Source organism: Pantoea sp. X-Soil-ISGK-285, from assembly GCF_059730815.1.
Map to the genome: position 1 here is coordinate 3,075,124 of NZ_AP035938.1, position 12,225 is coordinate 3,087,348.

Consider the following 12,225-nt stretch of genomic DNA (forward strand, 5'->3'; position numbering starts at 1 on the left):
CGAAGGCCCACAGTGTAAACCGTTTTAACAGGTGAAGGTAGGGTGAACCTCCTCTTTTTACGCAAACGATTGGCTGGCTACTGGCAGGGCTTTTTTACACCTTTTCACCCTGTTCAGACGCCACGATTTTTCTTCAGGATGTGACGGCGGCTTCTCAGGATGCACCAAAAAGTTGCCACTTTGACAACCGGGAAATTTATCGGGTTATTTACACCACAGGCGAGACGCTATAAGATGCATTTAATATACATCTTTAAATGAGAGGCCGTTTTTATGCTTGATGCACACACTATCGCCACGGTAAAATCGACCCTGCCTGCCATCGCCGCCTGTGGTCCTGCGCTTACCGCACACTTCTATGACCGCATGCTTTCGCACCATCCGGAACTCAAAAATGTTTTCAATATGAACAACCAGCGCAATGGCGATCAGCGTGAAGCGCTGTTCAACGCCATTTGCGCCTATGGCGCGAATCTGGAGAACCTGGCCGTGCTGCTGCCTGCGGTGGAAAAGATTGCGCAGAAACATACCAGCCTGAATATTCAGCCTGCGCAATATGCCATCGTCGGTGAAAATCTGCTGGCAACCATTAAAGAGCTGCTGAATCCGGGTGAAGAGGCGCTGGCAGCCTGGGGTCGTGCCTATGGCGTACTGGCGGATGTGTTCATTAATCGCGAAGAGGAGATTTACCAGGCGACGGAGCAGCAAACCGGTGGCTGGCGCGGCACTCGTGCGTTTCGCATCAGTGCTATTGAGCAGCAGAGCGAGGTGATTAAAAGCTTTACCTTCAGTCCGGTAGATGGCGGCCCGGTGGCGGCCTTTAAACCGGGTCAGTATCTGACGGTGCATCTGCAGCCCGCCAGTTTCGAACATCACCAGATTCGTCAGTACTCGCTTACTCACCTCAGTAATGGCAAAGATTATCGGATTGCGGTGAAACGTGAAGCGCAGGGCACCGTCTCCGGCTGGCTGCATCAGAATGGCAAAGTGGGTGATGAGCTGATGCTGGCCGCACCGCATGGCGACTTCTTCCTTGAGGTCGATGCTGCAACCCCGGTGGCGCTGATTTCCGCGGGCGTGGGTCAGACGCCGATGCTGGCCATGCTGCATGCACTGGCGGCCCGCCAGCACCGCGCGCCGGTCAGCTGGCTGCACGCAGCAGAGAACGGCAAACAGCATGCATTTGGCCCGGAAGTGATAGCTACGGGCGCGCAGCTCACCGATTTCGTCAGTCAGGTCTGGTATCGCCATCCCGCCGCTGAAGATGCCGGTCGCTATGACGCGCAGGGTCTGATGGATATCACCGCGATCTCCGCACGTCTCGCCTCACCCGACACCCACTTCTACCTCTGCGGTCCGCTGCCCTTTATGCAGCATGTGGTGGCGCAACTGCGCGATGCCAGCGTGGCAGATACACGCATTCATTACGAACTCTTTGGCCCGCACAAAGGGATGTAATTGAGCAATAAAAAAAGCCCGCAGCGCGGGCTTCTTTATGCTGATAAAGAGCTGATAAAGAGATAATCAGATCGCCTCTTCATCCTCTTCGCCAGTACGGATGCGCACCACGCGCGCCACGTCGAAGACAAAGATTTTACCATCACCGATTTTGCCGGTCTGCGCAGTACGCATAATGGTCTCGACGCAGGTATCAACGATATCGTCGCCCACCACCATCTCGATTTTCACTTTAGGCAAAAAGTCGACCATATACTCTGCGCCGCGGTAAAGCTCGGTGTGCCCTTTCTGGCGGCCAAAACCTTTTACTTCACTCACGGTCATCCCGGTGATGCCGACTTCCGCTAAGGCTTCACGGACATCATCGAGTTTGAATGGTTTGATAATCGCATCAATCTTTTTCATGTCAGACCCTTTTTCACTCCCTCCATGGTCAGAGGGTTTATCAAGTATAAATGTTGCTGGCGCTGTCGGGCGGTAATATCCGGGATTCTTCAGGTTGCCGCAAGCGCTGCCAGATTATGCTGACCGCACCCATTCTGATTCGGGCCTGAGCAGGCAACCTGCCGGTATCACTCCGCAGCCTCCGCTACTCTTTGAAATCACTGGCATCCAGCTCATGACGAGACAGCAGCTTATAGAACTCCGTGCGGTTGCGTCCAGCCAGACGTGCGGCATTGGTTACATTGCCTTTGGTCATCTGCAACAGCTTACGCAGATAGTTCAGCTCAAACTGATTGCGCGCCTCAGCAAAGGTCGGCAAAGCACTATTCTCACCGCTTAACGCCTGCTCCACCAGCGCATCGCTGATCACCGGCGATGAGCTCAGCGCTACACATTGTTCAATCACGTTAACCAGCTGACGCACGTTGCCCGGCCAGCTGGCCGCCATCAACCGCTTCATCGCATCAACGGAAAAACTGCGGATCTGCGGTTTATGCCGTTCCGCCGCCTGACGCAACAGATGATTAGCCAGCAGCGGAATATCTTCAGTGCGCTGATGCAACGCCGGAATCTTCAGGTTCACCACATTAAGACGATAGAAGAGATCCTCGCGAAACTCCTTTTTCTCCATCGCCTTCGGCAGATCGCGATGCGTGGCTGAAATAATGCGCACGTCGATCTCAATATCATGATCGCTGCCCAGCGGCCTGACCTTACGCTCCTGCAATACCCGCAGCAACTTAACCTGTAGCGGTTGCGGCATATCGCCAATCTCATCCAGGAACAGCGTGCCACCACCTGCAGTTTTAAACAGACCATCACGGGCACTGACTGCGCCGGTAAAGGCCCCCTTGGCATGCCCGAACAGCTCTGACTCCAGTAACTGCTCCGGCAGTGCGCCACAGTTAATGGCGACAAAGGGCTTGCCGTTTCGCGGGCTGGCGGCGTGAATCGCCTGTGCCAGCATCTCTTTACCGGTACCGCTCTGCCCGTTAATCAGCACGCTGACGTCCGACTGCGCCACCATATGTGCCTGCTCCAGCAGCCGCAACATCAGCGGGCTACGGGTGACGATCGCTTCCCGCCAGCGGTCATCGCTGACCGGCGCCTGCTGAGCCAGTGCTTCATCGATCGCTTTGTAAAGCGCATCTTTATCCACCGGTTTAGTCAGGAAGCTGAAGACGCCCTGCTGCGTGGCGGAAACTGCGTCCGGGATAGAACCGTGTGCCGTCAGGATAATCACTGGCAGACCGGTGTGGCGTTTCTGGATCTCGCCAAACAGCGCCAGACCATCCATCTCATCCATCCGCAGATCGCTGATCACCAGCTCGATTTTTTCTTTCTGCAGCAGACGCAACGCTTCGGGTCCGCTGGCCGCGGTGGTGACCTGATAACCTTCGCTGCGAAGACGCATGCCCAGCAGCTTTAGCAGGCTGGGATCGTCATCCACCAGCAGCAGTTTTGCCGCTTGTCTGACCATTATTGCTCCTCATCCTGCGGCAGCGCAGTGCCATGGCCGCTGTCAGAAACATCCGGGGCTTTCCGCGATGAAAGCTGGCGCTCAATATCAGTAAGCCGCTCCAGCTTATGCTGCGTGTCGCTGAGCTGCTGCTGCTGTTTAACCATCTGCTGGCGTATCGCCTCCAGCTGGGTATCGCTGCTCTGTTGCAGATGAACATAACGGGTGCGCGCTTCACTCAGGTCGAGCTGCGCGGCCTGATTACTGCGCCACAACTGGAGCAGCGGACGCACAGACTGCGGGAAATCGCTGCTGTAGCGATCCAGGGTTTCAACATAGCGACGACGCTCCACTGGCGTCACGTTGCCGTTCGACATCAGCACGCCCTGCTTGAAAGCGCGCGACCAGCTCTCAACCGGCCAGCGGTGAGCTTCGGCTCGGGCCTCGGCGGGGGAAAGGCGTTCAGCGCAATCGATCGCCCGCATCCAGTAGAGGGGATTACTCAGTGCCGCACTATTCTCTATCGTCCACAGGTCACTGCAGCGGGTCGCCAGGTAATCAGCCACGCTGACCTCGGGTTCCGCCACCTGATGGCCTGACGGCAGGGATGAGGTGGCCGGGGATATCGTACATCCGCTGAGCAGCAGCGTGGTCAGTGTGCTCAACAGCAAAGCGGGTAAATATTTCATCAGTCAGACTTTCCCGGCTGTGGTGTTCAGTTCAATTCGAAAACAGACATCAGCCTGCTCGCAGGAGACCAGCGTCAGGTCGCCATGCATCCGGCGCAGGCAATCTTTGGCAATACTCAATCCCAGCCCGCTGCCTTTTACCGGCCCTTTGCGCTGCTGGCTACCCTGGAAAAAAGGTTCGAAAATCATTGCCTGCTCTTCCGGCGGGATCGGCGTACCGCTGTTCGCGACATCAATCCAGACCCGATCGCCCTGCTGCTGACTGCGCAGCCAGATGGTACCGGATTCGCTGCCGTAGTTCACGGCGTTCGAATAGAGATTATCAATGACCCGCATCAGTAACATCGGTTCGGCAAGGCAGTGACTGACCTCCAGATTGACAACCGTCTGCATGAGTTTGGCGCGCGCCGAGAGTGCGTGTGCATTCACTACCCCCTCCACAATTTCCGCCACGCTGACCGGTTCCAGCTGGATCGGGCCATCTGCCAGTTTACGGTTGTAATCAAGCAGCTGTTCAATCAGCCGCTGCAGATGACGGCTGCTGCCGTCGAGGATAGTGACCACCTCTTTTTGATCGGCGTTCAGCGACCCGGCTACCTCGTCCGCCAGCAGTTCGGTGCCTTCACGCAGGCTGGCCAGCGGTGTTTTCAGTTCGTGAGAAAGATGGCGCAGGAATTCATGGCGCTGCGATTCCAGCCACTGAAGCCGTTCGCTGAGCCAGACGATGCGCTGTCCCAGCGAGCGTAACTCGCGCGGGCCGCGAAATGTCACGCTGTTACCCAGTTCCCGGCCTTCGCCAAGCCGGTTGATCATCCGCTCAATACGCTTGACCGGCCCGATAATCATGCCGGTAAACAGCGTCATCAACGCCAGACTGATGATAAACAGAATCAGCGCCTGCCAGCCAAAAAACTGGCCGCGATCGGCAATTTCGCGCTGCAGCTGAAGGCCGCGCGAAAACACCACTTCGCGCGTGTCCTGCACCATCTGCGCATTGGTGGCAGAAAAACGATCCAGCGCCTCTGCGGCAGGCGTAACCGGATTACCGTTATCGCACTTTAACGGTGTCAGCAGCGGCAACGTCGCCTGTAAAGTCTGGAATGCGGGCAGCTCGGGCAGGCTGGCGCTGTGCGAACTCAGCATCTGGCTGTAGCGGGTGTGCTGGGTCTGATAAAGGCGCGCCAGCGAGGCATCATCCAGCACGCAGTACTGGCGATAGCTGCGCTCCAGCTCAACCGCCGTTCGCGCCATCGCCTCACTTCTGCGAACGTCGGTGAAGGTATTGCGGTTGGTATCCGCTGCCTGTTCGCTTAACGCAGAGAGACTTTCCCACGCCTGCCAGGCCAGCACCAGCAACGGCAGCAGCACCAGAACAAACGCCATCAGCACCAGCTGACGCAGAGAACGGGGAAATAAACGCCATTTTTTCACGCAGCCGCTTCCTTAAGATTTGCTGTCTGGATGCTAACGGACTCTGTCAGCGGAAGAAAGGTGTCGGCGGAAGAAAGGGGAAGAAAAGAAAACGGCAGGCTCGATGGCCTGCCGCTGGCACGACGCGTGATGCATCGCGTAAAAATGGGTGGAGCCTTACTCAACGTTACGTCCGGTGTTTGATAACGCAAGCGATTATCGGTCAGTTGGACGGCAGGCTCCGTTTGGTGCGTCATTCGGGCTTTATGAGCTCTTCTCCGCTAAGCGGGGCAATCATAAACAGGTGAATGAGCAGCTGCATGAGTATAGCAAGTTCCATGCCAGGAAATAAATCATTATATTTTTCAGCAGATTGAATAAGCTTACCGGACAACTGTTGCGCAAAATCTGATTACAGTAAGTGAAAACTGTCTCCGCTGAGCGACATGAAATCGCGCCGGAGAGGCGCCCATTAAAAATCAATGAGATAGATGTCACCAAAAAGAGACAGTACGACATGCTCATTGTCGCCATTTGCCAACAGAGCCACAAAAAAGAGCAGGAGGCACACTGGCCTCCTGCTCTTTTCAGCGGATTACATTAACCCAGCTGTTTGCGCGCATTGCGGAAAATACGCATCCACGGGCTGTCTTCGCCCCACTCTGCCGGATGCCAGGAGTTGCTGACGGTGCGGAACACCCGCTCCGGATGCGGCATCATGATAGTGACGCGACCACTTTCATTAGTCACGGCAGTGATGCCGTTTGGTGAGCCATTCGGGTTAGCCGGATAGGTTTCTGTCACCTTGCCGAAGTTATCGACAAAGCGCAGTGCCACCAGCCCTTTCGACTCCAGCGCCGCCAGATGCGTAGCATCACGCACTTCAACAAAGCCTTCACCGTGCGAAACGGCGATAGGCATATGCGAACCGGCCATGCCGTCCAGCAACAGCGAGGGACTGGCGGCCACTTCTACCAGACTGAAGCGCGCTTCAAAGCGCTCAGACTGGTTACGCACAAAGCGCGGCCAGAGATCGCTGCCTGGAATCAGTTCACGCAAATTAGACATCATCTGGCAGCCGTTGCAGACGCCCAGCGCCAGGGTTTGCGGACGATGGAAGAAGGTTTCGAACTCGTCACGCACGCGCGGATTAAACAGAATCGATTTCGCCCAGCCTTCACCGGCACCCAGCACATCGCCGTAAGAGAAGCCGCCACAGGCGACCAGCGCCTGGAACTCTTCCAGACCGCGACGTCCAGCCAGCAGATCGCTCATGTGAACGTCAATGGCGGTGAAACCTGCCCGATCAAAGGCGGCGGCCATCTCTACATGGGAGTTCACGCCCTGCTCACGCAGCACCGCGACCCTTGGACGTGCGCCAGTGGCGATCATCGGGGCAGCAACATCTTCCTGCGGATTAAAAGTCAGATTAACGTTCAGGCCAGGATCGCTGTCGTTTTTCTTCGCTTCATGTTCCTGATCGGCACAAGCCGGATTGTCGCGCAGACGCTGCATCTGCCAGGTGGTTTCCGCCCACCAGGTACGCAACGTGTTGCGGCTTTCACTGTAGACCGCGCTGTCACCAGAACGGATCACAAAGCGATCGCCCGGCTGCGCGCTGCCCAGCAGATGCGTCGAGTCGGCAAGGCCGTGATCCGCCAGGATCTGCTCAACCACGGCGCGATCGGCGGCGTTGATCTGAATCACCGCGCCCAGCTCCTCGGTAAACAGGGCGGCCAGCGCATCGTTACCCAGCGAGGCGATGTCAACGTCGATGCCGCAGTGACCAGCAAACGCCATCTCGGCCAGCGTCACCAGCAGACCACCGTCGGAGCGATCGTGATAAGCCAGCAGTTTCTGCTCAGCCACCAGCGCCTGGATGGCATTGAAGAAGCCCGCCAGCTGAGCGGCATCGCGCACGTCGGCAGGTTTGTCGCCAAGCTGACGGTAAACCTGCGACAGCGCGGTTGCGCCCAGCGTATTCGCGCCGTTGCCCAGATCGATCAGCAGCAGCAGATTATCCTGATCGGCCTGCAGCTGTGGCGTGACGGTGCGACGGACATCTTCGACGCGGGCAAAAGCGGTAATTACCAGCGACAGCGGTGAGGTCATTTCGCGCTGTTCGCTGCCTTCCTGCCAGCGTGTTTTCATCGACATCGAATCTTTACCGACCGGGATGGTGATCCCCAGCGCCGGGCAAAGCTCCTCGCCGACCGCTTTCACCGCCGCATATAAACCGGCATCTTCACCCGGATGACCGGCGGCGGACATCCAGTTTGCGGAAAGCTTCACACGCTTCAGCGAACCAATATGGGTAGCCGCCAGGTTGGTCAGTGCTTCACCGACGGCCAGACGACCCGATGCCGCGAAGTCCAGCAGCGCAACCGGTGAACGTTCGCCCAGGGCAAACGCTTCGCCGTGATAGCTGTCGAGGCTGGCGGTTGTCACCGCACAGTTGGCAACCGGGATCTGCCACGGTCCCACCATCTGGTCGCGCGCAACCATGCCGGTCACGCTGCGGTCACCGATGGTGATCAGGAAGGTTTTTTCCGCCACGGCAGGCAGATGCAGCACGCGATTCACCGCATCGACCAGCGTAATGCCGTCACGCTGCAGGGCAGTGCCCTGTGTCTGCTGCGTCACCACATCCCGCGTCATCTTCGGTGTTTTGCCCAGCAGGACATCAAGTGGCATATCGATCGGCTTATTACCGAAATGACTATCTTCCAGGCTCAGGTGCAGCTCTTCGGTGGCTTCACCAATGACCGCGAACGGTGCGCGTTCACGCTGGCAAATTGCCTCAAACTGCGCCAGCTGATCGGGTGCCACTGCCATCACATAACGTTCCTGTGATTCGTTACACCAGACCTCCAGCGGACTCATGCCTGGCTCATCACTCAGGATGTCACGCAGGTTAAACCGGCCGCCACGACCGCCATCGCTGACCAGCTCCGGCATCGCATTGGAGAGGCCGCCAGCGCCCACGTCGTGGATAAACAGAATCGGGTTCTCATCGCCCAGCTGCCAGCAGCGGTCGATCACTTCCTGACAACGGCGCTCCATCTCCGGGTTATCACGCTGTACCGAGGCAAAGTCGAGATCGGCATCAGACTGACCCGAGGCCATCGATGACGCCGCGCCGCCGCCCAGGCCGATGTTCATTGCCGGACCGCCCAGCACCACCAGCTTCGCGCCTACGGTGATTTCACCTTTCTGCACGTGATCGGCACGGATATTCCCGATGCCGCCCGCCAGCATAATCGGCTTATGGTAGCCACGCAGCTCAGTGCCGTTGTGGCTGGTGACCTGCTCTTCATAGGTACGGAAGTAACCATTCAGAGCCGGACGACCAAATTCATTGTTAAATGCAGCACCGCCCAGTGGGCCATCGGTCATGATTTCCAGCGCGCTGACGATGCGGGCCGGTTTGCCGAAGTCCTCTTCCCACGGCTGTTCAAAGCCAGGGATACGCAGGTTCGATACGGAGAAACCGACGAGGCCCGCTTTTGGCTTAGAACCCCTTCCTGTTGCGCCTTCATCACGGATTTCACCACCGGAACCGGTCGCAGCACCGGGCCACGGCGAGATGGCCGTTGGGTGGTTATGGGTTTCCACCTTCATCAGGATGTGTGCGGCTTCCTGATGCCAGCGGTATTCGCTCTCTCCGGCGTCAGCAAAGAAGCGGCCAACCTCTGAGCCTTCCATCACGGCGGCGTTATCTTTATAAGCAGAGAGCACGTAGTCCGGCGTCTGCTCCATGGTGTTTTTGATCATCTTAAACAGCGACTTTGGCTGTTTCTCGCCGTCGATAATCCAGTCGGCGTTGAAGATCTTGTGACGACAGTGCTCAGAGTTCGCCTGCGCAAACATGTAGAGTTCAATGTCGTTGGGATTGCGGCCCAGTGCGGTAAACGCCGCCACCAGATAGTCGATTTCATCGTCGGCCAGCGCCAGACCCAGTGAGATATTCGCCTGAACCAGCGCCTGACGGCCCTCACCCAGCAGATCGACACTTTTCACCGGCTGTGGCGTGTGATGCGCGAACAGCTGTTCAGCCTGCGCCAGATCGCCGAAGACCGTTTCCATCATCCGATCGTGCAGCAGTGTGCCCAGCGTTTGCCACTGCGCTTCCGTCAGTTGTGGGGCCTGCACATAAAAGGCCAGGCCGCGCTCCAGGCGACGTACCTGCGGCAGGCCGCAGTTGTGGGCAATGTCCGTGGCTTTGGATGACCAGGGCGAAATGGTGCCGGGACGAGGCGTCACCAGCAGCAGACGCCCCTGTGGGGCATGTTCAGCGAGAGAGGGACCATATTTCAGCAGGCGCTGCAGACGGCTCTGTTCGTCAGCGCTTAAGGGCGTGCTGACATCAGCAAAATGGATGTACTCAGCGTAAATATCACTCACCGGCAGATGAGCGTCCTGAAAGCGGGTCAGCAGTTTGTTTACACGAAATGCCGACAGGGCGGGCGAACCACGCAGAATTTCCATTAATAAATCTCTCGTCAGGGCGCCGGGCGACGCTTCATTGGGCGCAACAGGGAAAACGGGGCGTATTATAGAGAAAGCGACCTCGCGACGAAACCGTTTGCGCACAATTTTTGGCGACCCGGATTTGCCTGAATTTTGCGCAAAAGCTGCTATAAAAGTTGCTCAGCGTGATTTTGTTGCGCAAAATGCCCCTCGCTCTGGGAGTTCAAAGAAGACAAATACTGCCTTTAAAAGACAGAGGCCTTAGAGCCAGCGAGAGATAACTATTTGAAACGCCTAAAATTTAATTATCTGTTTATCGGTCTGGTTGCCGTGCTGTTAGCGTTAGCGCTATGGCCATCCATTCCCTGGTATGGGGGTGGGCAGGACCAGATTTCACAGATTAAATCACGGGGAGTACTGCGTGTCAGTACCATCAATTCCCCGTTGACTTACTACACAGTGAACCAATCTCCGGCCGGTATGGATTATGAGCTGGCAAAACGCTTCGCCGATTATCTGGGCGTCAAACTCAAGGTGACAGTACGTCCCAACCTGAGCGATCTGTTTGACGATTTAGATGATGGCAAAGCCGATTTGCTGGCCGCGGGTCTGAACTACAACAGCGAACGCCTGACCCGCTATCAGACCGGGCCAGGCTACTACAACGTTTCGCAGCAGCTGGTCTATCGCGTGGATAAGCCACGCCCTAAAAACCTCGGTGACTTAAAGGGGCGGCTGACTGTTGCGTCTGGATCGGCGTATCTGTCAACGCTGAAGAGCGCGCGGTCAAATCAGTACCCCGATCTGGACTGGGCGATCTCCACCGATCAAAGTCCTAAAGCCCTGCTGGAAGCGGTGGCAGACGGCAAGCTCGACTATACGATTGGCGACTCCGTGACCATCGCTCTGCTGCAGCGCATCTATCCGCAGCTGGCGGTGGCGTTTGACGTCACTGATGAAGAGCCGGTCACCTGGTATGTGCGGCACAGCGATGACGACAGCCTGAATGCCGCGATGCTCGACTTCTTTAACGGTATGGGTGAAGAAGGGGCGATGGCGCGGCTGGAGGAGAAATATCTCGGCCACGTCGGCACCTTTGATTATGTCGATACCCGCACTTTCCTGCGCGCCATCGATAACACGCTGCCTGACATCAAACCGCTGTTTGAGAAGTACGCCACCAGCATTGACTGGCGACTGCTGGCGGCAATCTCCTATCAGGAGTCGCACTGGAACCCGCAGGCCACCTCCCCTACCGGCGTGCGCGGCATGATGATGCTGACCCGTAACACCGCTGAGAGCCTGGATGTGGGCGACCGGACCGATCCCGAACAGAGCATTCGCGGCGGCAGTCAGTATTTGCAGGATATGATGGCGAAGGTGCCGCAGACCATCCCGGAAGATGAGCGCATCTGGTTTGCGCTGGCGGCCTATAACATGGGCTATGCCCATATGCTGGATGTCCGTAAACTCACTGCCCGCCAGGGGGGTAATCCGGATAGCTGGGCGGATGTGAAGCTGCGTCTGCCCATGCTGAGCCAGAAGCGTTACTACACCCAGACGGCTTATGGCTATGCCCGTGGGCATGAAGCCTATAACTATGTGGAGAACATCCGCAAATATCAGTTAAGCCTGGTGGGTTATCTGCAGGAGCAGGAAAAACGCCTGGCGCAGCAGGCTGAAGCACAACAAGCACAGGCCGAACTGGCCAAAGGCTATCCGGCGGTCGAACCAAAGATCGCCATGAATTAATCCTGGCGTTGCGCCTGCCGCAGCGCTTTTTTCTGCTCGCGACGCATACGGAAGAAGTCGCTCAGCATAGCGGCACACTCTTCAGCCAGCACGCCGCTCTGTAATTCAACCTGATGATTCATGCCGGGGTGCCCCAGCACATCGAGCAGCGATCCCGCCGCTCCACTTTTGATATCGTGCGCACCGTAGACCAGCCGGCTGATGCGGCTGTGTACCATGGCGCCGGCGCACATCACGCACGGCTCCAGCGTCACATAGAGCGTGGTGTCCAGCAGACGATAATTTTCCAGTACTTTACCGCCCTGCCGCAACGCCATAATCTCCGCATGCGCCGTCGGATCGTGCTGGCCGATGGGCCGGTTCCAGCCTTCACCGATCACCCGGTCATTCTGAACCAGCACCGCGCCCACCGGCACTTCGCCCTGCTCCCACGCCCGGCGCGCCAGGTCAAGCGCATGGCGCATCCAGTATTCATCTTGTTGTTTCATGCTGACCACTCCGGGCGACAGAAAAGCGGCGCATTATAGCGGTCTCACCGATCCT

At 57.2% G+C, this 12,225-nt stretch carries 8 protein-coding genes; 2 read left to right on the top strand and 6 right to left on the bottom strand.

Going from position 1 to position 12,225, the window contains the following annotated elements; translation table 11 throughout:
• Window positions 1-273 precede the first annotated feature (273 nt).
• Window positions 274-1,458: an NO-inducible flavohemoprotein gene (hmpA, locus tag AC6I8B_RS14500; RefSeq protein WP_157352766.1), complete on the top strand. Its 1,185-nt coding sequence runs from the start codon at window positions 274-276 to the stop codon at window positions 1,456-1,458.
• A 66-nt stretch (window positions 1,459-1,524) separates the two neighbouring features.
• On the opposite strand, the gene glnB is transcribed toward hmpA, so the two are convergent.
• The 5 genes from glnB to purL all read right to left on the bottom strand — a co-directional run bounded on the left by glnB (window position 1,525) and on the right by purL (window position 9,948).
• A complete protein-coding gene (gene glnB, locus AC6I8B_RS14505; protein WP_003848647.1) occupies window positions 1,525-1,863 on the bottom strand; it encodes a nitrogen regulatory protein P-II in 339 nt (112 codons plus the stop codon).
• Window positions 1,864-2,047: 184 nt separating this feature from the next.
• Window positions 2,048-3,382 carry a two-component system response regulator GlrR gene (glrR, locus tag AC6I8B_RS14510; protein ID WP_010257627.1) on the bottom strand — a complete coding sequence of 445 codons (1,335 nt, stop codon included), beginning with the start codon at window positions 3,380-3,382 and terminating at the stop codon, window positions 2,048-2,050.
• A complete protein-coding gene (gene qseG / locus AC6I8B_RS14515; protein ID WP_157352768.1) occupies window positions 3,382-4,050 on the bottom strand; it encodes a two-component system QseEF-associated lipoprotein QseG in 669 nt (222 codons plus the stop codon). Before qseG ends, glrR begins: the two co-directional genes overlap by 1 nt.
• A gap of 3 nt (window positions 4,051-4,053) precedes the next feature.
• Window positions 4,054-5,481, bottom strand: a complete 1,428-nt coding sequence (locus AC6I8B_RS14520) for a sensor histidine kinase (protein ID WP_163640746.1) — start codon at window positions 5,479-5,481, stop codon at window positions 4,054-4,056.
• A gap of 579 nt (window positions 5,482-6,060) precedes the next feature.
• Window positions 6,061-9,948 (bottom strand): phosphoribosylformylglycinamidine synthase, encoded by a 3,888-nt coding sequence (purL, locus tag AC6I8B_RS14525; protein WP_033778639.1) that lies wholly within the window; start codon window positions 9,946-9,948, stop codon window positions 6,061-6,063.
• Between the two features lie 267 nt (window positions 9,949-10,215).
• On the opposite strand from purL, the gene mltF reads away from it, so the two are divergent.
• Window positions 10,216-11,682, top strand: a complete 1,467-nt coding sequence (gene mltF, locus AC6I8B_RS14530) for a membrane-bound lytic murein transglycosylase MltF (RefSeq protein ID WP_033758659.1) — start codon at window positions 10,216-10,218, stop codon at window positions 11,680-11,682.
• Here mltF and tadA read toward each other — a convergent pair.
• Complete coding sequence (gene tadA / locus AC6I8B_RS14535) at window positions 11,679-12,170, bottom strand: tRNA adenosine(34) deaminase TadA (protein WP_010671307.1); 492 nt, start codon at window positions 12,168-12,170, stop codon at window positions 11,679-11,681. The genes mltF and tadA overlap by 4 nt on opposite strands.
• Window positions 12,171-12,225 lie beyond the last annotated feature (55 nt).

Excerpts from the sequence above, each read along its gene's own strand:
- hmpA (WP_157352766.1), top strand. The coding sequence starts at position 274 with ATGCTTGATGCACACACTATCGCCACGGTAAAATCGACCCTGCCTGCC.
- glnB (WP_003848647.1), bottom strand. The coding sequence starts at position 1,863 with ATGAAAAAGATTGATGCGATTATCAAACCATTCAAACTCGATGATGTC.
- glrR (WP_010257627.1), bottom strand. The coding sequence starts at position 3,382 with ATGGTCAGACAAGCGGCAAAACTGCTGCTGGTGGATGACGATCCCAGC.
- qseG (WP_157352768.1), bottom strand. The coding sequence starts at position 4,050 with ATGAAATATTTACCCGCTTTGCTGTTGAGCACACTGACCACGCTGCTG.
- purL (WP_033778639.1), bottom strand. The coding sequence starts at position 9,948 with ATGGAAATTCTGCGTGGTTCGCCCGCCCTGTCGGCATTTCGTGTAAAC.
- tadA (WP_010671307.1), bottom strand. The coding sequence starts at position 12,170 with ATGAAACAACAAGATGAATACTGGATGCGCCATGCGCTTGACCTGGCG.